General features: G+C 62.4%; 23 protein-coding genes. 10 read left to right on the top strand and 13 right to left on the bottom strand.

The window, feature by feature from the left end; translation table 11 throughout:
- Window positions 1–55 precede the first annotated feature (55 nt).
- The 4 genes from ACSQ17_RS12485 to ACSQ17_RS12470 all read right to left on the bottom strand — a co-directional run bounded on the left by ACSQ17_RS12485 (window position 56) and on the right by ACSQ17_RS12470 (window position 2832).
- Window positions 56–394, bottom strand: a complete 339-nt coding sequence (locus ACSQ17_RS12485) for a multidrug transporter (RefSeq protein WP_436068946.1) — start codon at window positions 392–394, stop codon at window positions 56–58.
- Window positions 395–470: 76 nt separating this feature from the next.
- On the bottom strand, window positions 471–1049 hold the full coding sequence (locus ACSQ17_RS12480) for a lysophospholipid acyltransferase family protein (protein ID WP_436068944.1): 579 nt from the start codon (window positions 1047–1049) through the stop codon (window positions 471–473).
- 78 nt (window positions 1050–1127) lie between these two features.
- Window positions 1128–1940 carry a bifunctional DNA-formamidopyrimidine glycosylase/DNA-(apurinic or apyrimidinic site) lyase gene (mutM, locus tag ACSQ17_RS12475; RefSeq protein WP_436068942.1) on the bottom strand — a complete coding sequence of 271 codons (813 nt, stop codon included), beginning with the start codon at window positions 1938–1940 and terminating at the stop codon, window positions 1128–1130.
- 79 nt (window positions 1941–2019) lie between these two features.
- The gene (locus ACSQ17_RS12470) at window positions 2020–2832 is read right to left on the bottom strand and encodes an HDOD domain-containing protein (RefSeq protein ID WP_233684491.1); all 813 of its coding nucleotides are present in this window, start codon (window positions 2830–2832) and stop codon (window positions 2020–2022) included.
- A gap of 186 nt (window positions 2833–3018) precedes the next feature.
- On the opposite strand from ACSQ17_RS12470, the gene ACSQ17_RS12465 reads away from it, so the two are divergent.
- The 6 genes from ACSQ17_RS12465 (at window position 3019) to ilvD (ending at window position 10993) form a co-directional block, all read left to right on the top strand.
- Window positions 3019–4215: a class I SAM-dependent rRNA methyltransferase gene (locus ACSQ17_RS12465; RefSeq protein WP_436068940.1), complete on the top strand. Its 1197-nt coding sequence runs from the start codon at window positions 3019–3021 to the stop codon at window positions 4213–4215.
- 273 nt (window positions 4216–4488) lie between these two features.
- Entirely contained in the window at window positions 4489–5604 is a 1116-nt protein-coding gene (locus tag ACSQ17_RS12460; protein WP_436068938.1) for an ABC transporter ATP-binding protein, read from the top strand.
- A gap of 36 nt (window positions 5605–5640) precedes the next feature.
- Window positions 5641–6714 (top strand): ABC transporter substrate-binding protein, encoded by a 1074-nt coding sequence (locus ACSQ17_RS12455; protein ID WP_436068936.1) that lies wholly within the window; start codon window positions 5641–5643, stop codon window positions 6712–6714.
- A gap of 54 nt (window positions 6715–6768) precedes the next feature.
- The gene (locus tag ACSQ17_RS12450) at window positions 6769–8001 is read left to right on the top strand and encodes an ABC transporter permease (RefSeq protein ID WP_436068934.1); all 1233 of its coding nucleotides are present in this window, start codon (window positions 6769–6771) and stop codon (window positions 7999–8001) included.
- A gap of 10 nt (window positions 8002–8011) precedes the next feature.
- The gene (locus ACSQ17_RS12445; RefSeq protein ID WP_233683357.1) at window positions 8012–8866 is read left to right on the top strand and encodes an ABC transporter permease; all 855 of its coding nucleotides are present in this window, start codon (window positions 8012–8014) and stop codon (window positions 8864–8866) included.
- Between the two features lie 279 nt (window positions 8867–9145).
- Window positions 9146–10993, top strand: a complete 1848-nt coding sequence (gene ilvD / locus ACSQ17_RS12440; RefSeq protein WP_436068932.1) for a dihydroxy-acid dehydratase — start codon at window positions 9146–9148, stop codon at window positions 10991–10993.
- A gap of 50 nt (window positions 10994–11043) precedes the next feature.
- Here ilvD and ACSQ17_RS12435 read toward each other — a convergent pair whose 3' ends face one another.
- From ACSQ17_RS12435 to ACSQ17_RS12425, 3 genes are all read right to left on the bottom strand, one after another.
- Window positions 11044–11691 carry a YitT family protein gene (locus tag ACSQ17_RS12435; protein WP_233683355.1) on the bottom strand — a complete coding sequence of 216 codons (648 nt, stop codon included), beginning with the start codon at window positions 11689–11691 and terminating at the stop codon, window positions 11044–11046.
- A 140-nt stretch (window positions 11692–11831) separates the two neighbouring features.
- Window positions 11832–12344, bottom strand: a complete 513-nt coding sequence (locus ACSQ17_RS12430) for a dihydrofolate reductase (RefSeq protein ID WP_257776719.1) — start codon at window positions 12342–12344, stop codon at window positions 11832–11834.
- Between the two features lie 55 nt (window positions 12345–12399).
- Complete coding sequence (locus tag ACSQ17_RS12425) at window positions 12400–13575, bottom strand: diguanylate cyclase (protein WP_436068929.1); 1176 nt, start codon at window positions 13573–13575, stop codon at window positions 12400–12402.
- Window positions 13576–13743: 168 nt separating this feature from the next.
- On the opposite strand from ACSQ17_RS12425, the gene ACSQ17_RS12420 reads away from it, so the two are divergent.
- Complete coding sequence (locus ACSQ17_RS12420) at window positions 13744–15138, top strand: DUF2868 domain-containing protein (protein WP_436068927.1); 1395 nt, start codon at window positions 13744–13746, stop codon at window positions 15136–15138.
- On the top strand, window positions 15131–16498 hold the full coding sequence (locus tag ACSQ17_RS12415) for a DUF3482 domain-containing protein (protein WP_436068925.1): 1368 nt from the start codon (window positions 15131–15133) through the stop codon (window positions 16496–16498). The genes ACSQ17_RS12420 and ACSQ17_RS12415 overlap by 8 nt, the downstream gene beginning before the upstream one ends.
- A gap of 102 nt (window positions 16499–16600) precedes the next feature.
- On the opposite strand, the gene ACSQ17_RS12410 is transcribed toward ACSQ17_RS12415, so the two are convergent.
- Genes ACSQ17_RS12410 through ACSQ17_RS12400 form a run of 3 tightly spaced genes read right to left on the bottom strand, consistent with a single transcriptional unit; the run spans window position 16601 to window position 18988 of the window.
- Window positions 16601–17395: a thymidylate synthase gene (locus ACSQ17_RS12410; RefSeq protein ID WP_257776715.1), complete on the bottom strand. Its 795-nt coding sequence runs from the start codon at window positions 17393–17395 to the stop codon at window positions 16601–16603.
- A complete protein-coding gene (lgt, locus tag ACSQ17_RS12405; protein ID WP_436068923.1) occupies window positions 17392–18195 on the bottom strand; it encodes a prolipoprotein diacylglyceryl transferase in 804 nt (267 codons plus the stop codon). Before lgt ends, ACSQ17_RS12410 begins: the two co-directional genes overlap by 4 nt.
- Before the next feature lie 10 nt (window positions 18196–18205).
- Window positions 18206–18988, bottom strand: coding sequence for a sulfite exporter TauE/SafE family protein (locus tag ACSQ17_RS12400; protein ID WP_436068921.1), 783 nt, complete (start codon window positions 18986–18988; stop codon window positions 18206–18208).
- A 121-nt stretch (window positions 18989–19109) separates the two neighbouring features.
- Between ACSQ17_RS12400 and ACSQ17_RS12395 the strand changes: the two genes are divergently transcribed.
- Together ACSQ17_RS12395 and ACSQ17_RS12390 are read left to right on the top strand one after the other, a co-directional pair.
- Window positions 19110–19478: a hypothetical protein gene (locus ACSQ17_RS12395; protein WP_436068919.1), complete on the top strand. Its 369-nt coding sequence runs from the start codon at window positions 19110–19112 to the stop codon at window positions 19476–19478.
- Between the two features lie 3 nt (window positions 19479–19481).
- Window positions 19482–20228, top strand: coding sequence for an NRDE family protein (locus ACSQ17_RS12390; RefSeq protein ID WP_436068917.1), 747 nt, complete (start codon window positions 19482–19484; stop codon window positions 20226–20228).
- Between the two features lie 27 nt (window positions 20229–20255).
- On the opposite strand, the gene ACSQ17_RS12385 is transcribed toward ACSQ17_RS12390, so the two are convergent.
- Genes ACSQ17_RS12385 through ACSQ17_RS12375 form a run of 3 tightly spaced genes read right to left on the bottom strand, consistent with a single transcriptional unit; the run spans window position 20256 to window position 23892 of the window.
- On the bottom strand, window positions 20256–21107 hold the full coding sequence (locus tag ACSQ17_RS12385) for a DUF6929 family protein (RefSeq protein WP_436068915.1): 852 nt from the start codon (window positions 21105–21107) through the stop codon (window positions 20256–20258).
- Between the two features lie 7 nt (window positions 21108–21114).
- Entirely contained in the window at window positions 21115–23394 is a 2280-nt protein-coding gene (gene ptsP / locus ACSQ17_RS12380) for a phosphoenolpyruvate--protein phosphotransferase (RefSeq protein WP_436068913.1), read from the bottom strand.
- Between the two features lie 18 nt (window positions 23395–23412).
- The gene (locus tag ACSQ17_RS12375) at window positions 23413–23892 is read right to left on the bottom strand and encodes an RNA pyrophosphohydrolase (protein WP_436068911.1); all 480 of its coding nucleotides are present in this window, start codon (window positions 23890–23892) and stop codon (window positions 23413–23415) included.
- Window positions 23893–23942: the final 50 nt, after the last annotated feature.

Here is a 23942-nt window from a genome sequence, read left to right as displayed (position 1 = left end):
AACGGCCTCTCGCTCCTGAGGAGACGAGAGGCCGCTGGGCAGCCAATAGAGCGAATCAGTCTTTCTTGTAACCGCTGGTGGTGCAGCCCAGGCAACGTACAAAAGCGGCTTTGCCTGGCTCGACAACCAGCGCTTTACCAGCCTCACCGATATTTCCGCCACCCGCCGAGAATGGCAGCGTGACAACAAACACACCTGCCCCGATAACAGTGGCCGCGATCAGCAGCGGACGGGCAATCACTAAATCGCCAACCATTGAAAAAGCTTTTGGTGCTTCAACCGTGTAAAGAGGGTCGCCGCTGGTGTTCTGCTGCGCCACGTCAGCGTGAGCCGGCAGGGCCAGCAAGCCAGTGGTCAGCGCCAGAGCAGCAGCGGTGGAGCGGAACAGTTTCATGGGGCGATCCTTCAGCTATTAGGAGGCGGTGGAGCTAACTATAACAGCGCATTGGTAATTGTCAGCGTGATGGCCGTCAATCGCCATAAAAGGCATATTCAGGTTTTTTCGGAATAAAGGGGCGGTAAAACGCCAGAATTGCCTTGAGATCGGCCGCTTCATCCCCTGTCGGTACAAAGGTCGGACCGATAAAAACCCGGCGATTCTGATAGTCCAGCGCGCCCAGCACAATCGGTACACCCGCTCCAAGGGCGATATGATAGAAGCCCATTTTCCAGCGCTCGACCTTCTTGCGTGTGCCTTCCGGCGAGAGGATCAGCATAAATTGCTCATGCTCGGTAAAAGCCCGCACCGCCTGCTCGACGGTATTGCCCTGGCGTTCACGGCGGATGGCGATGCCGCCCCACAGGCGCATCAGCGCACCGAACGGCCAGCGGAAGATGGTGTGCTTGCCGAACCAGCGGGCATTCAGGCGCAGAACGAACTTCACCGCGATAAAAATCACGAAATCCCAGTTGGAGGTGTGGTGCGCCCCAATCACCACAAACTTGTCGAGCTTCGGCAGTTCGCCTTCGATGCGCCAACCCATCAGTTTCAGGGCCGTATGGCCGACCCACTCGGCCAATGGGTTGCGGGGCAGATAGTTACCGGACATCAAGACCTCGGTGTTTCTTATTATTGTGTATACGTTTCGCAGTTGCTTGCCGGACCACTCTAGCCCGGCGCAGCAACCCTAGCGTTGGCAGCGCGGACAATAAACACTGGCACGCTGGCCCAGCTTGACCTCGCGCAGGGTGCTGCCGCAGCGCTTGCAGAACTCACCGCCGCGCCCGTAGACGAACAGCTCCTGCTGGAAATACCCCGGTTGGCCATCGCCGCCGACAAAGTCGCGCAACGTGGTGCCACCGCGCTCGATGGCATAGGCGAGGATGCGTTTGATTTCATCCGCCAATTTCAGATAACGCGCCCGCGATACCGAACCGGCTTCACGGCGCGGGTCGATACCGGCGGCAAACAGCGCTTCGCTGGCGTAGATGTTGCCCACGCCCACCACCACGGCGTTATCCATGATGAACGGTTTGACCGCCATGGCGCGACCACGGGACAGCTGAAACAGCCGTTCACCGTCGAACAGATCGGTCAAAGGCTCTGGGCCCAATTTACTGAGCAGCACATGCTCCAGCGGCTCACGGCTCCAGAGCAGCGCACCAAAGCGCCGCGGATCGGTGTAACGCAGGGCCAGCCCGGATTCCAGTTCGATATCCACGTGCTCATGCTTGGCCGCCGGCAGGCCGCACTCGACCAGACGCAGGCTGCCGGACATGCCCAGATGGCTGATCAGCGTGCCGGTTTCAGCCTTGATCAACAGGTATTTGGCACGCCGTTCGACGCCCTCGATGCGTTGCCCCGACAACTGGATATCCAGGTCCTCGGGAATCGGCCAGCGCAGGCGCCGTTCACGCACGACAACCCGACTGACGCGCCGGCCCTCAAGGTAGGGCGCGATGCCGCGGCGAGTGGTTTCTACTTCTGGAAGTTCTGGCATGGCAGGTCGTCAGGTGAGCCGAAAAACGGGCGCTTACCTTAGCAGGAATGCACACAAGCGACGAGACAGGCAGCCTGGGCTAGTTTGCGCCCATGTCGCGGATACTCTCGCGCAGGTTCTCGAAGTCGTATTCCGAGAGCCCGACATACTCAAGCACCATCTGCTCGATGCTCTGCCATTCAAAATCATCGGACTGGTTACCCAAAACGCGGTGACTGGCGCAGATGTGCTCGGCCATCTTGAGGATCGCCAACAGGGTTTTCAGCTGCGCATCACGGCTGGAGTCTTCGGTGAAGATCGCCAGTGCGTTGTGGTGACTGGCGATGGCTTCGCACAGGTGCAACGGCAGGTTCCATGACTTGGCAGTGAAATAACCGACGACTGCATGGTTGGTATTCAGCAGACGGTTCTCGGTATCCACTATCCGGCGCTCATCGGTAGCACTGGCATAGGCCTCTTCCAGCACCGTCATGTAATTAGGGAAGCGCTTGAGCATCAGCGGGATGCCGCAATTGTGAAACAAACCGAGGGTGTAGGCCTCATCTGGCGAGTGATAGCCGATGCGTTTGGCCAGGGTCAGGCAGGTCATCGCCACATCCTGGGCGGTGTCCCAGAAGCGGTTGAGGGTAACGATGGCTTCATCAGTCAACTCGCCACGGATCGATTGCGCGTTGATCAGGTTGATCACCGTGTTGCAACCCAGCAGGTTGACCGCCTGCTGAATCGAGGCGATGCGATTGGTCAGGCCGAAGAATGGCGAATTCACCAGCTTCAGCAACGCCCCGGACAACCCCGGATCCTGGCTGATCAGCTTGGCGATGGCGCGCAGGTCTGGGCTGGGCATCACCTGTTCCATCTGCAAATCCACCATGATCTGCGGCTGCGGCGGCACGCTGATGCCTTGCAGCACCTGCTGGATATATTCGGCGGAAAGCTCTTGAGGCATGACGGGCACAACCGGAATGTGAGGTGTGACACAGTCTAGCTAAAGCCGCAAAACTTCCACAGACGACTTTTGTAACCGACGCGCGCTTTATGAAACCGCTATAATTCCGCTCTTTTTTCGGAGTCCCCCAGCATGTCCCTGCCCAGCCTGCGCCTGAAAGCCAACGCCGATCGACGCCTGCGCGCCGGCCATCTGTGGGTCTACAGCAACGAAATCGACGTCGCCGCCACCCCGCTGAGTGGTTTTGCCGTGGGCGATCAGGCCGTCCTCGAAGCGGCCGGTGGCAAGCCACTGGGCATCGTCGCGATGAGCCCGAACAACCTGATCTGCGCGCGCCTGCTGTCGCGTGACGTCAAGCACGTGCTGGACAAGTCCTTGCTGGTGCATCGCCTCAACGTCGCCCTAAGCCTGCGCGAGCGGCTGTTCGACAAGCCCTGCTACCGCCTGGTGTATGGCGACTCCGACCTGCTGCCGGGGCTGGTGGTTGACCGCTTCTTCGACATTCTGGTGGTGCAACTGGCCTCCGCCACCATGGAACGCCACAAGGATGACGTGCTGGCCGCGCTCGTTCAGGTGTGCAAACCCAGCGGCGTCCTGTTCAAGAACGACTCCGCCGCCCGCGATGCGGAAGGCCTGGCGCGTTATGTGGAAACCCCGTTCGGCGTGGTGCCGGAGTGGGTCGCCCTGGAAGAGAACGGCGTGAAGTTTGAAGCACCGGTCATCGAAGGGCAGAAGACCGGCTGGTTCTACGACCACCGCATGAACCGCGCGCGCCTGGCGCCTTACGTCAAAGGCAAGCGTGTACTCGACCTGTTCAGCTACATCGGCGGCTGGGGCGTGCAGGCTGCAGCCTTCGGCGCCAGCGACGTGATGTGTGTGGACGCTTCCGGTTTTGCCCTCGACGGTGTGGAGCGCAACGCCGCACTGAACGGCCTGACCGACCAGGTCGCCTGTGTCGAAGGCGATGTGTTTGAAGCACTGAAACAGCTGAAATCCGCCGAAGAACGCTTCGACGTGATCGTCGCCGACCCACCCGCTTTCATCAAACGCAAGAAAGACCAGAAGAACGGTGAAGGCGCGTACCGCCGCCTTAATGAACTGGCGATGCGCCTGCTCAACAAGGACGGCATCCTGATCAGCGCCAGTTGCTCCATGCACCTGGAAGAAGACAACCTGCAGAACATCCTGCTGACCAGCGCACGCCATCTGGACCGCAATATCCAGCTGCTCGAACGCGGCGCCCAGGGCCCGGATCATCCGGTGCACCCAGCGATTGCCGAGACCCGCTATATCAAGAGCCTGACAGTGCGTCTGCTGCCCAACAGTTGAACCGCACGCACCTGCTGAGTGCAGCTCAGCAGGTGCTTCTTTCTCTCCCGCCCTGTTACCACTCCCCACACCGCCTGGCGCAACCCCGCGTCTAGGCTAGGCTTACCCCCCAGCAACCACGCCATCGCAACACGGCTGTGCTCACTGGCACAGTGCTTGCGTAACTTGATCATTCAAACAAGTACCCGTTACCACAGACGACGGGCTTGCGGATCCAAGCATGCAGCCAACGGCCACAAGCGGCTGGCTGTTCAGAGCACAATGGGGAGGGGTATGGCTGACCTGGCTGGGGACAAAGCGTTCCTGCAATTCACCAACGTCAAGAAGACGTACGACCACAAGAATCTGGTGGTCAAGGATTTCAACCTGGATGTGGCCAAGGGCGAATTTATCACCCTGCTCGGCCCCTCCGGCTCGGGTAAAACCACCTGCCTGATGATGCTCGCCGGGTTCGAGGACGTAACCAGCGGCGAGATTCTGATCAACGGCCGCTCGGTCACCAGCATTGCGCCCTACGAACGCAATATCGGCATGGTATTTCAGCAATACGCGCTGTTCCCGCACATGACCCTGCGCGAAAACCTCGCCTACCCGCTGAAAATCCGCAAACAACCCAAGGATGTGATTCGCGCCAAGGTCGACGAATACCTGTCGCTGGTCGAGCTGCTGGAGTTCGGCAACCGCTTCCCCGGCCAGCTATCCGGTGGCCAGCGCCAGCGCGTGGCCCTGGCCCGCGCGCTGATTTTCGCCCCGGACATCGTGCTGATGGACGAGCCCCTCGGCGCGCTGGACAAGAAACTGCGCGAGCAGATGCAGTTCGAGATCAAGCGCCTGCACGAACAGCTCGGTTTCACCGTGATCTACGTGACCCACGACCAGACCGAAGCCCTTACCATGAGTGACCGCATCGCCGTGTTCAACAACGGCATCGTCCAGCAATGCGCGCCGCCCCACGTCCTCTACGAGCGCCCGACCAACCTGTTCGTCGCCGACTTTATCGGCGAAAGCAACAAACTCACGGGCGTGATCGAGAGCGTTGGCGCGGACAACGTGCAGGTACGCCTGGATGACGGTGGCCTGGTCAGTACCCTGAAAGCCAACTGTACCGAAATCGGCCAACCCACCACGGTGTCGATCCGCCCGGAAAAACTCAGCTTCACCGACCGCCTCGGCAGCGCCGGCAACCAGGTCATGGCGCGCTTCGTCACCCGGCATTACGTCGGCGAATACATCCGCTACCACTTCGAAACCGCCGGCGGCACCGAGTTGGTGGTCAAGAACATGAATGACAGCAGCGCCCCGCAACTCAGCGCCAAGCAAGAAATCGCCCTGGCCTGGCTACCGCAGGACAGCCAGGCCCTGGATCGCCCCGCCGTCAGCACACCCTGACCCCATAACTAGAAGCAGAAGCAATGGAGCACAGCAATGGCTAGAACACTGACCACCCGCTTTTCCACCTTCGCCCTCGCCGCAGCCCTGGGCACGGCAAGTTTTGCCGCCAGCGCTCAGGAAACCCTGACCGTGGTGTCATGGGGCGGGGCCTACGGCGCCGCACAACAGAAGCACGTGATTGATCCCTTCCAGAAAGACACCGGCAACAAGGTGCTATTCGAGGACTACACCGGTGGCGTGGCCGAGATCAAAGCCCAGGTCGAGTCCGGCAATATCCAGTGGGACGTGGTCGACTTTGAAGTGATCGACCTGGAGCGCGCCTGCTCCGAGGGCCTGCTGGAAAGCATCCCGCGCGACATCCTGCCACCGGGTGTCGATGGCGTACCGGCGGAGAAGGACTTTATTCCCGAAGCCCTGGCCAGCGACTGCGCCGTCGGCAACATCGTCTGGTCGGTGGTCTTCGCCTACAACGAGAAGACCATCGGCGGCACCAAAGCCGCGAGCATCGGCGACTTCTTCGACACCAGCAAAATCCCCGGCAAACGTGCCCTGCGCAAGCGCCCGCAAGTGAACATGGAATGGGCGCTGCTGGCCGATGGCGTACCACCGGCTGAGGTCTATGACGTGCTGTCGACACCGGAAGGCCAGGCCCGTGCTTTCGCCAAGCTGGACACCATCAAGAAGGACATCGTCTGGTTCGACTCCTGGTCGCAAGCTCCGCAACTGCTGAACGACGGCGGCGCGGTGCTGGTGCAATCGGCCAATGGCCGCTTCTATGACTCCATCCGCCAGGAGAACAAGCCCTTCGTCATCGTCTGGGACGGCCACGTCTACGACCTCGACGCCTGGGCCATCGTCAAAGGCTCGAAGAAGAAAGACCTGGCGCTGAAGTTCATCGCCTACGCCACCGGCTCCACCCCACTGGCCGGTATGCCGGACGTGGCATACGGCCCGACTCGTAAATCGTCCATGCCGCTGGCTGACCAGAGCGCGGCCCCGCACCTGCCAACCGCACACCTGGATAAAGGCATCCAGGCCGGTTCGGACTTCTGGGCTGACTATGGCGAATCCCTCGGTGAAAAATTCAACGAGTGGCTGTTGAAGTAACCCGCCATGCCCCCTCTCTTCAGGGAGAGGGGGTCGGCTCTGCGGAGTAACACCTTGTCCTCTCTGACCCGCTTCGAAGCCAGCCAGGCCTCCAGTGCACGCAACAAGAAGCGCCTCACCGCCTTTCTGTTCGTCGTGCCGCTGCTGGTGTTTATCCTGCTGTCCTTTGTCGCCCCGATTGCCAGCATGCTCTGGCGCAGCGTCCATCACCCGACGGTGGCCGCAATGATTCCGCTGACCCTGCACGAACTGCAACGCTGGGACGGCAAAGCCACACCTGATCAACAAACCCTGAGCGTGTTCGCCCAGGAGCTGCACGCACTGGCCAAAGAGCGCCAGTCCGGCAAGCTGGCCGAAGAGTTCAACCGCGCTTCGGCCGGCATGTCCAGCGTGGTCAAAGCCAGCGCCCGCAAGCTTGGCCGCCTGCAGGCCGAACAACTTGAGCAGCAAGGTGCTGAGATTCTGCTCAAGTCGCACCGTAACTGGAGCAAGCCGGAAATCTGGTACGCCATCCAGCGGGCCGGCAAACCCTACACCTATGATTACTATCTGACCGCGCTCGACCTGGAGCTACACCCCGAGCAAGGCATTCAGGTACGCGAAGACACACAAATTTATCTACAGCTATACAGCAAGACCCTGAACATGGCGCTGGTTATCACCCTGTTCTGTGCCCTGCTCGGCTACCCGCTGGCCTACTACCTGGCCGGCCTGCCGGAGAACCGCGCCAACCTGCTGCTGGTGCTGGTGTTGCTGCCGTTCTGGACCTCGCTGCTGGTGCGCACCACTGCCTGGATCGCCCTGCTGCAGACCAACGGAGTGATCAACTCCTTTCTGCTCGGCATCGGCGTGATCGGTCAACCCATCGAGATGCTCTACACCTCGTTTGCCACGGTGGTGGCGATGACCCACATCCTGCTGCCGTTCATGATCCTGCCGCTGTACAGCGTGATGCGCGGGATTGACCCCAGCTACCTGCGTGCCGCGCTGTCACTGGGCGCACGGCCGATTCCGGCCTTTGCGCGCATCTACTTCCCGATGACCTTACCCGGCCTGAGCGCCGGGGCGCTGCTGGTGTTCATCATTTCCGTGGGCTACTACATCACCCCGGCGCTGGTCGGCGGCACCGATGGGCAGATGATCAGCAACATCATCGCCTTCCACATGCAACGCTCGAACAACTGGGAACTGGCCGCCGCACTGGGCTCGCTGCTGCTCGGTCTGATCCTGCTGCTGTACTGGCTGTACGACCGCTTTGTCGGCGCCAGCAATATCAAACTGGGCTAAGGAACTGACCGTGAAGATTCCCGCCTACTACGGCTTCTGGCACCACCTCGGAGCGTGGCTGCTGAAAACCAGCTCCTGGCTGGTGCTGCTGTTTCTGATCCTGCCGATCCTGGTGATCATCCCGCTGTCATTCAACGTCGAGCCCTTCTTCAGCTTTACCGAAGGCATGCTCACCCTGCAGCCCGAGGCCTATTCACTGCGCTGGTACACGGCCATCTTCAATGACGACAAGTGGCTGCTGGCGATCAAGAACAGCTTTCTGATCGGCCTCTTCGCCACCCTGATTGCCACTGTGCTCGGCACCTGCGCGGCGGTCGGTCTGGCCCGCGACGATATGCCCGCGCGGCGGCTGATCACCGCCCTGCTGCTGTCGCCGATGATCGTGCCGCTGATCATCACCGCCGCCGGCATGTTCTTCTTCTATTCCAACCTGGGCCTGGCCGGTAACTACCTCGGGGTGATCATTGCTCACGCCGCGTTGGGCACACCGTTTGTGATCATCACCGTAACGGCCACTCTCACCGGTTTCGACTACAGCCTGGCCCGCGCCGCGCTGAACCTGGGGGCCACGCCGCTGCGGGTGTTCTTCGACATCATCATGCCGCTGATTCGCCCCGGGGTGATTTCCGGCGCGCTGTTCGCCTTTATCACCTCGTTCGACGAGGTGGTGGTGATCCTGTTTATGGCCGGCCCGCAGCAACGCACCATCCCGCGGCAGATGTTCTCGGGCCTGCGCGAGCAGATCAACCCAAGCATCCTGGCCATCGCCACCCTGCTGATCCTGGTATCCATCGCCCTGCTGGTGACCATCGAGCTGCTGCGTCGCCGCGCCGAGCGCATGCGCGGCATCGAGCAGATCAGCTAACACACCCGCCAAAACCGCGCGCCGCTGAGCGCGCCGGCCTTCCTTGCGAACGCGCCAAGGGATTAGAATCGACCCTCTCCTGCCCTATCCAGGCGGACCTTGTAGCCCAGCCACGCCAGCGCCCACCCCGCGCCAGGCAGCGCCCCGGCCCGACAAATGCGCACTTGCGTTTGCCTTGGGCCTGAACCCGGCTCAACATACGCATCAACAGCCCGTTGCCCGCACAGCGTTATTGCCTGTGCACGCGTGACCTGAATAGCCTTTGCAGGATTTATCGCCATGCCTGATTACCGCTCGAAGACCTCCACCCACGGCCGCAACATGGCTGGTGCCCGTGCCCTGTGGCGCGCCACCGGGATGAAGGACGAAGACTTCAAGAAACCGATCATCGCTATCGCCAACTCCTTCACCCAGTTCGTGCCCGGCCACGTGCACCTGAAGGACCTCGGCCAACTGGTCGCCCGCGAGATAGAGAAGCACGGTGGCGTAGCGAAAGAATTCAACACCATCGCCGTGGACGACGGCATCGCCATGGGCCACGACGGCATGCTCTATTCGCTGCCGAGCCGCGAGATCATCGCGGACGCCGTCGAGTACATGGTCAACGCCCACTGCGCCGACGCCATCGTGTGCATCTCCAACTGCGACAAGATCACCCCCGGCATGCTGATGGCCGCCCTGCGCCTGAACATCCCGGTGATCTTCGTTTCCGGCGGGCCGATGGAAGCCGGCAAGACCAAACTGGCCAGCCACGGCCTGGACCTGGTCGACGCCATGGTCATCGCCGCCGACAGCACCGCTTCGGATGAAAAAGTCGCCGAATACGAGCGCAGCGCCTGCCCGACCTGCGGCAGCTGCTCCGGCATGTTCACCGCCAACTCGATGAACTGCCTGACCGAAGCCCTGGGCCTGGCCCTACCGGGCAATGGTTCGACCCTGGCCACCCACAGCGACCGCGAGCAGCTGTTCCTCACCGCCGGCCGCACCATTGTCGAGCTGTGCAAACGCTACTACGGCGAGAACGACGCGTCGGTACTGCCGCGCAACATCGCCAACTTCAAGGCGTTCGAAAACGCCATGATGCTCGACATCGCCATGGGCGGTTCTACCAACACCATCCTGCACCTGCTGGCCGCCGCCCAGGAAGCCGAGATCGATTTCGACCTGCGCGATATCGACCGCCTGTCCCGCGTCGTGCCGCAACTGTGCAAGGTCGCGCCGAACATCCAGAAGTACCACATGGAAGACGTGCACCGCGCGGGCGGCATCATGAGCATCCTCGGCTCGCTGGCCCGTGGCGGCCTGCTGCACACCGACCTGCCGACCGTGCACAGCAAGTCTGTAGCCGAAGCCATCGCCAAGTGGGACATCACCCAGACCAACGATGAAGCCGTGCACACCTTCTTCAAGGCTGGCCCGGCGGGCATCCCGACGCAGACCGCGTTCAGCCAGTCGACCCGTTGGGACACCCTCGACGACGACCGCGAGAACGGCTGCATCCGCAGCTTCGAGCACGCCTACTCGAAAGAGGGCGGTCTGGCCGTGCTGTACGGCAACATCGCCCTCGACGGCTGCGTGGTGAAGACCGCCGGCGTCGACGAGTCGATCCACATCTTCGAAGGCAGCGCCAAGATCTACGAAAGCCAGGACAGCGCGGTGCGCGGCATCCTCGCCGACGAAGTGAAGGAAGGCGATATCGTCATCATTCGCTACGAAGGCCCGAAAGGCGGCCCGGGCATGCAGGAAATGCTGTATCCGACTTCTTATCTGAAGTCCAAGGGCCTGGGCAAAGCCTGCGCCCTGCTCACCGACGGCCGCTTCTCCGGCGGCACCTCGGGCCTGTCGATCGGCCATGCCTCGCCGGAAGCGGCTGCCGGCGGCGCCATCGGCCTGGTGCGCGAAGGCGACAAGATCCTGATCAATATCCATGAGCGCAGCATCAATCTGCTGGTCAGCGATGAAGAGCTGGCCGCACGCCGCGTGGAACAGGACAAGAAAGGCTGGAAGCCGGTAGAAGTACGCCCACGCAAAGTCACCACGGCGCTCAAGGCCTACGCCCTGCTCGCCACCAGCGCCGACAAAGGCGCTGTACGCGACAAGGCGCTGCTGGAAAAACTGGTGCCGTAAGCCAGTCTGCAATACGCCAAAGCCCGGCCCAGTGCCGGGCTTTTTTGTTGTTAACTGACGCCCATATAGCGCCCGGCGCGGTGGTTGATCGCCAGTACCATATTCAGCGCCAGCGCACCAAGGATCGACAACGCCACCTTGTCCAGCGGCACAATCAGTACGGCCCCCAGCACGATCAGCACATCAATAGCCATCTGCACCTTGCCGGCGCGCAGGCCAAAGCGCTCCTGCAGGTACAGCGCGAGGATATTCACCCCACCGAGGCTGGCGCGGTGGCGGAACAGCATCAGCAAGCCCAGACCCATGGCGAAACCACCAAACAGCGCGGCATACACCACGTCGAGGTGGGTGAAGCCAATCCACTGCGGCGTCAATTCGGCCAGCAGCGAGACCATCCCCACCGCGCAGAAGGTGCGCAGGGTAAACGGCCAGCCCATGCGCCAGATGGCCAGGGCGTAGAACGGCAGGTTGATCAGAAAGAACACCAGCCCAAACGGCCAGCCGAGCAGGTACTTCAGCAGAAAGGCCAAACCCACGGTGCCGCCCGTCAGCAAACCGGCCTGGCTGTAGAGGGTGATCCCCAGCGCCACCATGGCCGTGCCCAACAGCAGCGCCAGGCCATCTTCCCAGAGCGGGTGGCGAATAAAGATCGCGGCAATACGATCCGGCTCGGCGTGATCGGCATCAGCGTCATGCATCGGGAACAACCTGTAGAGGGCAAACGGCAATAGACAGCGTAGCGGCCAGCAAGAACGGCGTAACGACACGCAGGGTGGCATGCCATGTCGGCAACCACCCTGGCGCAGATCAATGCAGCAAGGGATTCAGTCCGGATGGACTATTTGCGGTCCCACACTTCGAACACATAGCCCGGTGTTTCCAGGCCCTCTGGGTGTTCGATGGCGGATGACAGGTGCCAATCAGCCTCGGCCACGTCGGGGAAGTAGGCATCGCCCTGGGGGCTGATACCAACGCGGGTCAGGTACAAGCGATCAGCCTGGGCCAGACCCAGTTCATAGAGTTGCGCACCACCGATCAGCATCAGCTCCTCGGCATCCTCTTCGCGTGCCCAGGCTTCAGCGCGTTCGAGTGCAGCGTCGAGGCTGGCGAATACTTCCGCGCCCTCCAGCTGCAAGCCAGGCTGACGGCTGACCACCAGATTGAGCCGGCCCGGCAACGGACGACCGAGGGAGTCCCAGGTCTTGCGCCCCATGATGATCGGCTTGCCCAAGGTCAGCGCCTTGAAGTGCTTGAGGTCCGCCGGCAGGTGCCAGGGCAGTTGGTTATCGCGGCCAATCACGCGGTTTTCCGCGAGGGCAGCGATCAGGCAGAGGGGCAGTGAATTTTTCATAGGCGCGAGAATACCGGCTCCGTGGCAATCATTGAAGCCTTGTCAGGCTCCAGACCTACGCGTCCTGCCGCTTGCTGACCACGCGATTGCGCCCCTGCTCCTTGGCCAGATAGAGCGCAACATCGGCCAGGCGCAGGGCATCGCCAAGGTCCTGATGCGGTTGTGGCAAGAGGTAGGCCATGCCGATACTCAGCGTGACCACGCTGGCGGCATCAGAACGCACATGCTCCAAACGCAGCGCTTCGATGGCTTCGCGGATGTCCTGCAAAATCGTCAGCAACTGCTCCTCACCGAGGCCATACCAGACACCGACAAATTCCTCGCCGCCATAACGCGCAGCGCAGTCCAGCGGCCGCCGGGCATGCTCACCGATCACCCGGGCGATTTGGCGCAGAGCCTCATCACCCGCCGCGTGACCGTAGTGGTCGTTGTAGCGCTTGAAGAAGTCCACATCCATCATCACCACGCCCAGGGCCTGCTTGTCGCGCTGAGCCTGACGCCAACTGCGCTCGGCACGCTCACTGAAGGCGCGGCGGTTAAGCAGCCCGGTGAGAAAATCCTTCTCGGCCAGATCCTGTAGCAACCCGTTGGCCAGGAAGTTCTGCCGCGTGGCGTACTCCAGGGAATAGCAGCCCACCGAGCCGATAATGTTGGCCAGCGCCAGGAACAGGGCGTTGCTCAGCAGCAACTCACCCGCCAGCCCAAGGCTCAATTCCACCGCCAGATAGGCGAGGAAAGTCAGCCAGCCACACAGTACGGCGGTGGTGAAACGCAACCCGGTGAGAAAGTAGAAGTACACCGTGACCAGAATGATGCCCTCATAAGGCAGGGCAAAACTGTGGTAACGGGCCAGACCGATAATGCCCGCCACCGCCAACCCGCAGAGCAGCGCCACCACGCCACCGATCAATTGCAGGTGGTCGCGCAGCCCGGGGCGGTAGGTCGCCAGCCAGGCCAGCAAGAGCATCGGCTGGATTACGCCCAGGCGCAGGGTCAGTATCTGCCCACGCAAAGGGTCCGGCAGGTTGAACGCATCGATCAGCACAAACAGCAGCGCCAGCAAAGTCGCCACCAGCAACGACCAGCGCATGCGCCGCAGAAACACGTTGGCGTGGTAGCGCTTGAACGCCTGCTCCAGCTCGGCGTCAAACGACAGCGTGCGAAAGCCCTGCTGATGCTGACGCAGATAGGGCGAGTCCTGATTAACCCATTCCAGGTGCGGTAATTTCACGATGGCCCTCGCTTTTATTGTTATGCGCTGCATGACCGATGTGCGCCATGACGGCGCATCTACTGCCAGCCTAGCTGGGCTGAGCGCTGGAGTACACCGGCCGCGTGCTGTCCCACGCACAGGCTGCTGCGGTTATGCTGTGGTTTCCATTCGCCAACGGAAACCGGTGTGAGTCCATTCGAAAACCCGACGCGCAACCGCCTGCAGCGCCTGTGGCTGTGTGAAGCCCTGCGCCTGCGTGAAGAACATGCCGGCCCACTGGAAGACAGTGAAGCCAACCGCCATGCCCAGCAGACTGCCAGCGACCTGTCGGCACGCATCGAAGCCCGCACCCTGTGGCTGGCCAACCGCGACGGCCTGCTGCACGCGCAGCAACACTGGCTGCAAGGCGCACGCCTGGCATTGAGTCTGCTGATGTTGCTGGCTCTGCTCAGCGGCGCCGGCCTGGCTCTGGGAGCACTGAGCGATGGCCAGCGCCCGGTCAATGTGTTCTGGGCACTGGGCAGCCTGCTGGGCTTGCATCTGCTGTTATTGCTCGGCTGGTTACTGGGTTTGCTGCTAGGCGGTAAGCAGGCCGGCGCGCTGGGCCGGTTATGGCTGTGGCTGAGCGAAAAACTGGCCCGTGATGCCCGCGCCGCCCAACTGGCGCCCGCACTCCTGCTGCTGTTGCAGCGCCAAGGGCTGAATCGCTGGCTGTTGGGATTACTGGTGCACGGTTTGTGGCTGGTCGCTCTGTTCAGTGCACTGCTGCTCACACTGGCCCTGCTGGCCACCCGGCGTTACGGCTTTGTCTGGGAAACCACCCTGCTGGGCAGTGACACCTTTGTCAGCCTGACCCACGCCCTAGGCGCCATTCCGGCGTTAATGGGGTTTGCCGTACCCAGTGCCGAGATCATCCGTGCCAGTGGCGATGCAGCCCTGCCCATCGAGGCCGCGCGGCATGCCTGGGCCGGCTGGCTGCTCGGCGTGCTGCTGGTGTTCGGCATCCTGCCACGCCTGCTACTGACACTGTTCTGCCTGTGGCGCTGGCAAGCCGGTCAGAAACGCCTGCAACTGGACCTCAGCCTGCCCGGCTACAGCCTGCTGCGTGAACGCCTGCAACCGAGCAGCGAACGCCTCGGCGTATGCGATGCAGCGCCCACGCAGCTGCACCAGCCAGAGGCCGGCCAGACCGTGCGCGATAGCCAGGGCGCCCTGCTAGTGGCCATCGAACTGGACCCACAACGCAACTGGCCGCCTGTTTTACCCAAGGGCATCAGCGATGCCGGGGTGATCGACAGCCGCGAGCAACGCAAGCAGTTGCTCGACCAACTCAGCCGCTTCCCTCCGGCACGCCTGCTGATTGCCTGCGACCCGCGCCGCTCGCCAGATCGCGGCAGCTTGGCGTTGATCGGTGAACTGGCCCGCAGCGCAGCCGCCACACGTATCTGGTTACTGCCCCCGCCGCCCGGTGAAGCGCTGGACAGTGCGCGCCTGAGCGACTGGCACCGCGCGCTGGAGCACCTGCAACTGAGCTACAGCGACAGTGCATCGTTCAGCTGGCTGGAGCATGGCCATGACTAAAGCCCTCAAGCTCGCCGTGGTCGGCCATACCAATGTCGGCAAGACTTCGCTGATGCGCACCCTGACCCGCGACGTGGGTTTCGGCGAGGTGTCCCATCGCCCCAGCACCACGCGCCACGTCGAAGGCGCACGACTGTCGGTGGACGGTGAGGCGCTGCTGGAGCTGTACGACACCCCCGGGCTGGAAGACGCCATCGCCCTGCTGGATTATCTGGAACGCCTGGATCGCCCCGGCGAACGCCTGGACGGCCCCGCGCGACTGGCGCGCTTCTTGGGCGGCAGCGAGGCGCGTCAGCGTTTCGAGCAGGAAGCCAAGGTGTTGCGCCAACTGCTGGCCTCGGACGCCGGCCTGTATGTGATCGATGCACGCGAGCCGGTGCTGGCCAAATACCGCGATGAACTGGCCGTGCTGGCCATGTGCGGCAAGCCCTTGCTGCCGGTGCTGAACTTCGTCAGCAGCAACCAGCACCGCGAGCAGGAGTGGCGCGATGCCCTGGCGCGCCTCGGCCTGCATGCCCTGGTGTGCTTCGACAGCGTGGCACCGCCACGGGATGGCGAACGCCGCCTGTACGACAGCCTGGCGCTGCTGCAGGAAAAGGCTCGCCCGCAACTGCAACGGCTAATTGACGATCACCTGACGCAACGCCAATTACGCAAAAGCAGCGGCGCACGGCTGATCGCCGAACTGCTGCTGGACTGCGCCGCCTGCCGCCGCAGCGTGGCCGCGCAAGCCGTGCTGGAACAAGGCGCTATCCGCGACCTGCATCAGACCATTCGGCAACGCGAGCAATGCTGCGTGGAAGCCCTGCTGCGTCTGTATGCCTTCCGTCAGGACGACGCCAAAGCCGGCGATCTGCCGCTGCTCGACGGCCGCTGGGGCGACGACCTGTTCAACCCGGAAACCCTCAAGCAGCTCGGTATCAATATCGGCGGCGGTATGGCGGCGGGCGCGGCCACCGGGGTGGGCGTCGATCTGCTGGTCGGCGGCATCACCCTCGGCGCGGCGGCGCTGATCGGCGCCGTGCTCGGCGGCAGCGCGCAGACCCTGCGCGGCTATGGCGCGCGGCTGAAAGGCAAACTCAAGGGCCAGCGCGAGCTGACCGTGGACGACGCGGTGCTGCGCCTGCTCGCCTTGCGCCAGCAGCAGTTGCTGCACGCACTGGAAGCCCGTGGCCATGCCGCCGTCGAGGCCATCAACCTGAACATGCCGCAAGACAGCAGTTGGCGCGAAGGCAAGCTGCCGGAGGCCCTGCACAAAGCCCGCGCGCACCCCGAATGGTCATCACTCAACCCCGGCGCACAGTTGGAGGATGGCGAACGTCAGGAGCAGGTAAAGCAGTTGGTGGCAGAGTTGCTCTAACCGCTCAAGGCGTCGCGGCTAAAACCCCTCCCACAAAACGTTTAACGTTTGTGGGAGGGGCCGGGCGGCGCTCCGTTTTAGCCGCGAATCAAACAGCGCAGATTAGACCGCGACAGGCGCCGGGATATGCGGATGGGCTTGGTAACCAACCAGCTCGAAGTCCTCGAACTTGAACGCCAGCAGGTCCTTCACCTCGGGGTTGAGCTTCATCACCGGCAGCGGCAGCGGCTCACGGGAGAGTTGCAGATCGGCCTGCTCGATATGGTTGGCGTACAGATGGCAGTCGCCGCCGGTCCAGATGAAATCTCCAGGCTGCAGGCCGCAGACCTGAGCCACCATGAGCGTCAGCAGCGCATAACTGGCGATATTGAACGGCACGCCCAGGAAGATGTCCGCCGAGCGCTGGTAAAGCTGGCAGCTGAGCTTGCCGTCGGCCACATAGAACTGGAACAGCGCATGACACGGCGGCAGGGCCATCTGCTCGACCAGCGCCGGGTTCCAGGCCGAAACGATCAGGCGGCGCGAGTCCGGGTTCTTCTTGATCATCTCGATCAGCTTGCTGATCTGGTCGATCGACTCACCGTTCGGTGCCGGCCAGCTGCGCCACTGGTAGCCGTACACCGGGCCGAGGTCGCCGTTTTCGTCGGCCCACTCGTCCCAGATGCGCACGCCGTTATCCTTCAGGTACTTGATGTTGGTGTCGCCCTGGAGGAACCACAGCAGCTCGTGGATGATCGATTTCAGGTGGCACTTCTTGGTGGTCACCAGCGGGAAGCCGTCGGCCAGGTTGAAACGCATCTGGTGGGCAAAGATGCTGTAGGTGCCGGTGCCGGTGCGATCCTGCTTGAAGGTGCCGGTCTCGCGCACCAGACGCATCAGGTCGAGGTACTGTTTCATTGCACGGCCTCCTGCGCCGCCTGGCGTTTATAGGCGTAGGCGATCAGGCCAAGGCCACCGAGGATCATCGGCAGGCAGAGAATCTGCCCCATGGTCAGCCAGCCGCCGGCCAGGTAACCGAGTTGGGCATCCGGCACGCGGACGAACTCGACGATAAAGCGGAAGATGCCGTAGCACAGCGCGAACATGCCGGACACGGCCATGGTCGGGCGCGGCTTGCGCGAGTAGAACCAGAGGATGGCGAACAGCGCGAGGCCTTCCAGGGCGAACTGGTACAACTGCGAGGGGTGGCGCGCCAACTGCTGCGGGTCAGTGGGAAAGACCATCGCCCAGGGCAGGTCGGTGGCCTTGCCCCACAGTTCGGCGTTGATAAAGTTGCCGATGCGCCCGGCACCCAGACCAATCGGCACCAGCGGCGCAATAAAGTCCATCAGTTCGAAGAAGCTCTTGTTGTTGCGCTTGCCAAACCACCAGGTGGCCAGCATTACGCCGATCAAGCCGCCGTGGAATGACATACCGCCTTCCCAGATGCGCAGCATGCGCACCGGCTCAGCGATATAGGCCGCCAGGTCGTAAAACAGCACGTAACCGAGACGACCACCGAGGATCACCCCCATGGCCACCCAGAACACCAGGTCAGAGAGTTTTTCCTTGTTCCAGGTCGCATCAAAGCGCGCCAACCGGCGTGAGGCCAACCACCAGGCACCACCGATGCCAATCAGGTACATCAGGCCGTACCAGTGGATTTTCAGCGGGCCAAGGGCCAGTGCAACCGGGTCGATCTGCGGGTAAGGCAGCATCAAAAACTCCTTAAACGAGGAAACTCAGGCCCACGCTAAATAGCAGCAGGGCAAACAGACGCTTGAGCAGGCGCGGCGACAGCTTGTGCGCCAGGCGTGCGCCGACGCGGGCAAAATACATGCTGGGTATGGCGATACCGACCAGCGCCGGCAAGTAGACAAAGCCCAGGCTCCACTCCGGCAACTCGGGCTTATGCCAGCCCAACCAGATAAAACTCAGGGCACTGGCCACGGCAATCGGCAAACCACAGGCCGAGGAGGTCGCCACCGCCTGCTGCATGGCCACGCTGCGCCAGGTCAGGAATGGCACGGTCAAGGAACCACCGCCAATCCCGAAAATCGCCGACGCCCAGCCAATCACCACACCTGCCACCGTCAACCCTGGCTTGCCTGGGACAGTACGACTGGCTTTGGGTTTCAATTCCAGGGCCATCTGCACGGCGATGATGATGGCAAACACACCGATGATCTTCTGCAGCATCGGCCCCTGAATGGCCGCCGCCGTGGCGGCGCCGATGGCCGCGCCGAGCAGAATGCCCAGGGTCATCCAGGCAAATACCGGCCACAGCACCGCGCCTTTGCGCTGGTGCTCGAGGACCGAGTTGATCGAGGTAAAAATGATGGTGGCCAGTGAGGTGCCCACCGCCAGGTGCGTCAAAATCGCCGGATCAAAGCCCTGTGCGGCAAAACTCAGCACCAGCACCGGCACAATGATGATGCCGCCGCCCACGCCAAACAGCCCAGCCAGGGTTCCAGCGGCAGCGCCCAAAATCAAATACAGCAGCAGTTCCATCAGCACCCCCGCAAACAATCCGGCATGGTAACGGATGCAGCGCTCCGGACTCTACTTTGGGCGATGGATGTAAGCTCAGGCTTTGCGTAAAGTGCCACGACTGCCCCTGGAATAGACCACCGTGCGCCCGACCCTGTACCTCAAGCTGAGCTGCAACCAGATGCACCTGAGCCATCTACAAAGCGGCCGCGAATTGCATCTGCAGGCCGACCTGGCCTTCAGTAACCAGCGCCTGCTGGTGGCGGATTTCGCGGCGGCGCAGCAGCTGTTGCAGCGCGGCATCGCGGAGTTGTTACCGCATCGTTTCCTGCGCCTGAGCCGGCCTCCACAGCTGTTGATTCAGCCACTGGAGCGCCTTGAAGGCGGTCTGTCACAGGTCGAAGAACGCATTCTGCTGGAACTCGGCCTGGGCGGCGGTGCGCGCAAGGTGCGTTTGCACCTGGGGACGGAACTCGACAGCGCTGGCGTCATCGCCAAGCTGCGTAGCTGAAGCATGTGCCTGATTGCCCTGGCCTGGCGCCCCGGCCATGCCCAACCGCTGCTGGTAGCAGCCAACCGTGATGAATTCTATGCCCGCCCCAGCCAGGCGTTGGCCGAGTGGCCGCAAAGCCCTGGACTGTTTGCCGGGCGTGATTTGCAGGCTGGCGGCACTTGGCTGGGCGTCGGCCCTGGCGGGCGCTTTGCTGCTCTGACCAACATCCGCGACCTCAGCCTGCCTCAGGGCGCGCGCTCGCGGGGCGAACTACCGGCGGCCTTCCTCACCAGCGCGCTGAGCACCGAGGACTTCCTCGAACAACTGCGCGCACAGCGCCAGCACTACAGCGGCTTCAACCTGCTGCTGGGCGACGGCCAGCAGCTCTGCCACTTCAACTCGCGCTCCGGCCGCAGCACCGTGCTGCGCCCCGGCGTACATGGCCTGTCGAACGCCGATCTGAACACCCCCTGGCCGAAGTTGCAGCGGCTCTCCCAAGCCCTGCAAGACAACCTGTCCAACACTCAACCGGAGCACCTGCTGCACTTGCTGGCCGACCCAACCCCCGCCGCCGATGCTGACCTGCCCGACACCGGCATCGGTTTGCCCAGCGAGCGTCTGCTGTCGAGCATCTTTATCGCCAGCCCGGCTTACGGAACCCGCGCCAGCACGGCGCTGATCGTCAACGCCGATGGCAGCCGCCACCTGTACGAACGCAGCTTTGGCCCCGAGGGCAGTCTTCTGGGAGAGGTGGAACTGTACTGCTGATAACGGGCTATCCGCCCACCAGGCACGTCACCCGGCCGGCAGATCAAGGCTAAACAGCGATGCCGCTACGTTTGGATCATCTGCATCGGCCACTAGCAGCAGGCGGCCCTCGGCCTGAAAGGCCAGCCCCTCGATCTTCACCACCGGTTGCAAGCGCAGCAGTTGGTTGATGGCCCACTGTTGATCCAAACGACCCAGCACACTGCCAAGGCAAGCGCCATCGTGATAGCTGGAGTCCGTATCCTCAGCCGCGGCACTGAAATACAGCACCCCGCCTGGGCTCAAAGCCAGGTCGGTGAGGCTCAGGGCTACGCCATCCAGTTCAGGCAGCACTAGCGGCACGATCTGCTGCAGACCGACAGCCGTCAGCTGGCCACACACCAGATCAGCCAGCACCGCCGTCAGCTCGAGGCATACCAGGGCATTCTCACGGCCGCGCCCATTGCCGCGCTGCGCCAGCAACAACTGATCCTGATAGACCAGCGCGCCTTCGATATTCAGCGCCTGGAAATGCGCGCCCAGTACCTGATACAGCGGCTGCAGATTAATCACCTGCACCTGCTCGCCAGACACCAGGCAGGCGCGACAGCGCGCCGCCGTCGAGCCCGAGCCGAGCGCCAACAGGCGCCCGTCAGGCAGGTGCAGCAAGGCTTCAAAATCAGGCTTCTGGGCTTTGCGCTGCTGCGAGTCAGTCGGCAGTTCTCCCGGCAACAACTGCAGCTCAGCTTGCCAGGCGCCAGCGAGGTCATAGCGCTGTAACGTCAGCGCGTCATCGGCCAATACCCAGAACTGTTCGCCACGGCAGACCAGCGCACTGGCTGCCGACAGGCGCAGGGTCGCCAACGGGTGCAGTGGCAGGCTCTCGGTGAGGCTAAGCACGCGGCACTCAGGCCTGAATATCCGACGCCGGGTTGATCATGCGGCCCAGGCCGAGATTGCGCAGGGCCAGTTGCAGGGTGCTGTGGATCACCTGCGGGTTGTCGATGCTCATGACCTGATTCAGCAGCTCCTGGGCCTTACCCAAGCTCAGCTGACGCAGCAGCCATTTGACCTTGGGCAGGTTGGTGGCGTTCATCGACAGACCATCAAAACCCATGGCCATCAGCAGCACGGCGCAGGCCGGGTCGCCGGCCATCTCACCGCAGATGCTTACCGGCTTGCCTTCGGCATGCGCGCCGGCCACCACGATACGCAGCGCTTGCAGCACCGCCGGGTGGAGGAAGTCGTAAAGGTCGGCAACCCGCGGGTTGTTGCGGTCCACCGCCAGCAGGTATTGGGTCAGGTCATTCGAGCCGACCGAGAGAAAGTCCACCTGCCGCGCCAGTTCGCGGGTCTGATAGACCGCCGCCGGAATCTCGATCATCACCCCGATCGGTGGCAACGGCACATCAGTACCCTCGTCCCGCACTTCGCCCCAGGCACGGTGAATCAGGTGCAGCGCCTCTTCCAGTTCCTGAATACCGGAAATCATCGGCAGCAGGATGCGCAGGTTGTTTAACCCCTCGCTGGCCTTGAGCATGGCGCGGGTCTGCACCAGGAAGATTTCCGGGTGATCGAGGGTCACCCGAATGCCGCGCCAACCGAGGAAGGGGTTGTCTTCCTTGATCGGGAAATAGCTCAGCGCCTTGTCGCCGCCGATATCCAGGGTACGCATGGTGACCGGCAGCGGATGGAAGGCCTGCAACTGCTCGCGATAGGTCGCCAGTTGCTCTTTCTCGCTAGGGAAACGCTCGTTGATCATGAACGGCACTTCGGTGCGGTACAGACCTACACCTTCGGCACCGCGCTCCTGAGCACGTTTCACATCCGCGAGCAGCCCGGTGTTGACCCAAAGTGGCATGCGGTGACCATCCAGGGTCTCACACGGCAAGGCACGCAGTGCATCCAGGCCCTGAGCCAGTTGGCGCTCTTCCTCAACCACATCGGCGTACTGCTTGCGCAGCACCTCGCTGGGGTTGGTGAACACTTCACCGTGGTAGCCGTCGACGATCAGCTGGATGCCGTCGATCTTCGAATACGGCAGATCGACCACACCCATGACCGTGGGTATACCCATGGCCCGGGCAAAGATCGCCACATGCGAGTTGCCCGAGCCTTGCACCGACACCAGGCCGACCAGCTTGCCTTCCGGCACTTCGCCAAGCATCGCCGGCGACAGCTCTTCACTGACCAAGATGCAGTTGTCCGGATAGACCAAGGTCTGCTGACGCGCCTGTTGCAGGTAAGCCAGCAAGCGCCGGCCGAGGTCTTTGACGTCGCTAGCGCGTTCGCGCAGGTAGGCGTCGTCCATCAGTTCGAAACGATTGACGTGCTCGCTGACCACATGGCGCAGCGCGCCCTGGGCCCACTGCCCGGTTTTGATGACCTTGACCACCTCGTTACCCAAGGCGGCGTCTTCCAGCATCATCAGGTAAACATCGAACAATGCGCGCTCTTCCGGGCGCAATTGGGTGGCCATCTTCGCCGAAAGCGCACGCATATCGGCGCGTACACCTTCGAGGGCATTGTTGAACAGGGTCAGCTCGGCGGCGATGTCATCGACCGTTTTATCCGGCACCACTTCCAGGTCAGCGGGTGGCAACACCACCACGGCGGTGCCCACGGCAGCGCCGGGCGAGCCAGGCACGCCGATAAACTTGGCTTCCTGAATGCCCTTGCCCTGACGACCCAAGCCGCGAATCGAACCGGTAGCCTCGGCGTGGGCGATAACCCCGGCGAGCTGCGCACTCATGGTCACCAGGAAGGCTTCTTCGCCCTCATCGAACTGGCGGCGCTCTTTCTGCTGGACGACCAGTACGCCCATTACCCGCCGGTGGTGGATGATCGGCGCCCCCAAAAAGGAGGCGTAACGTTCCTCACCGGTTTCGGCGAAGTAACGGTAGCGCGGGTGTTCGGAGGCGTGTTCGAGGTTGAGCGGCTCTTCGCGGGTACCTACCAGGCCGACCAGGCCCTCGTTGGGCGCCATGCTGACCTTGCCGATGGCTTTCTTGTTGAGGCCCTCGGTGGCCATCAACACGAAGCGGTTGGTTTCCGGATCAAGCAGGTAGACCGAGCAAACCTGGCTACCCATGGCTTCGCGCACCCGCTGCACGATAATGCCCAGCGCCGCCTTGAGGTCCTTGGCGGCGTTTACTTCCTGGACAATCTTGCGCAGCGTATTGAGCATGCTTGGCTCAGCCTGTTGTCAGTCCCCGGCCAGAAGGCGCGGAGCGAGTTCCTTGAGGGCGCGACGGTAAACCTCGCGCTTGAATGTCACCACCTGGCCCAGCGGGTACCAGTAACTGACCCAGCGCCAGCCGTCGAATTCCGGCTTGCCGGTCAGGTCCATGCGCACCCGTTCCTCTGCGCCGGTCAAACGCAGGAGGAACCATTTCTGTTTCTGCCCGATGCACAGCGGTTGGCTGTGCGTGCGCACCAAACGCTGGGGCAGACGATAACGCAACCAGCCCCGGGTGCAGGCGAGAATTTTCACATCCTGCTCTTCAAGGCCCACTTCTTCGTTCAATTCGCGGTACAGCGCTTCTTCCGGCGACTCATGGTCATTGATCCCGCCTTGCGGGAACTGCCAGGCATCCTGGTTTATCCGACGCGCCCACAGCACCTGGCCAACATCATTGGTCAGAATGATGCCGACATTCGGGCGAAAACCATCGGAATCGATCACGGCACACAACCTCGTAAACGCCTGAATTTAAGACATGCGGGCATTGTTCC

The sequence above is a fragment of the Pseudomonas sp. LjRoot71 genome, from assembly GCF_964253255.1.
Taxonomy (GTDB): domain Bacteria; phylum Pseudomonadota; class Gammaproteobacteria; order Pseudomonadales; family Pseudomonadaceae; genus Aquipseudomonas.
Note: the sequence above shows the minus strand (reverse complement) of the source record. Positions and strands in the feature narration are given on the sequence as shown.

Bases quoted from the DNA above. Each gene is read 5' to 3' on its own strand.
- ACSQ17_RS12485 (WP_436068946.1), bottom strand. From the start codon at position 394: ATGAAACTGTTCCGCTCCACCGCTGCTGCTCTGGCGCTGACCACTGGC.
- ACSQ17_RS12480 (WP_436068944.1), bottom strand. From the start codon at position 1,049: ATGTCCGGTAACTATCTGCCCCGCAACCCATTGGCCGAGTGGGTCGGC.
- mutM (WP_436068942.1), bottom strand. From the start codon at position 1,940: ATGCCAGAACTTCCAGAAGTAGAAACCACTCGCCGCGGCATCGCGCCC.
- ACSQ17_RS12465 (WP_436068940.1), top strand. From the start codon at position 3,019: ATGTCCCTGCCCAGCCTGCGCCTGAAAGCCAACGCCGATCGACGCCTG.
- ACSQ17_RS12460 (WP_436068938.1), top strand. From the start codon at position 4,489: ATGGCTGACCTGGCTGGGGACAAAGCGTTCCTGCAATTCACCAACGTC.
- ACSQ17_RS12455 (WP_436068936.1), top strand. From the start codon at position 5,641: ATGGCTAGAACACTGACCACCCGCTTTTCCACCTTCGCCCTCGCCGCA.
- ilvD (WP_436068932.1), top strand. From the start codon at position 9,146: ATGCCTGATTACCGCTCGAAGACCTCCACCCACGGCCGCAACATGGCT.
- ACSQ17_RS12435 (WP_233683355.1), bottom strand. From the start codon at position 11,691: ATGCATGACGCTGATGCCGATCACGCCGAGCCGGATCGTATTGCCGCG.
- ACSQ17_RS12430 (WP_257776719.1), bottom strand. From the start codon at position 12,344: ATGAAAAATTCACTGCCCCTCTGCCTGATCGCTGCCCTCGCGGAAAAC.
- ACSQ17_RS12415 (WP_436068925.1), top strand. From the start codon at position 15,131: ATGACTAAAGCCCTCAAGCTCGCCGTGGTCGGCCATACCAATGTCGGC.
- ACSQ17_RS12410 (WP_257776715.1), bottom strand. From the start codon at position 17,395: ATGAAACAGTACCTCGACCTGATGCGTCTGGTGCGCGAGACCGGCACC.
- lgt (WP_436068923.1), bottom strand. From the start codon at position 18,195: ATGCTGCCTTACCCGCAGATCGACCCGGTTGCACTGGCCCTTGGCCCG.
- ACSQ17_RS12400 (WP_436068921.1), bottom strand. From the start codon at position 18,988: ATGGAACTGCTGCTGTATTTGATTTTGGGCGCTGCCGCTGGAACCCTG.
- ACSQ17_RS12390 (WP_436068917.1), top strand. From the start codon at position 19,482: ATGTGCCTGATTGCCCTGGCCTGGCGCCCCGGCCATGCCCAACCGCTG.
- ptsP (WP_436068913.1), bottom strand. From the start codon at position 23,394: ATGCTCAATACGCTGCGCAAGATTGTCCAGGAAGTAAACGCCGCCAAG.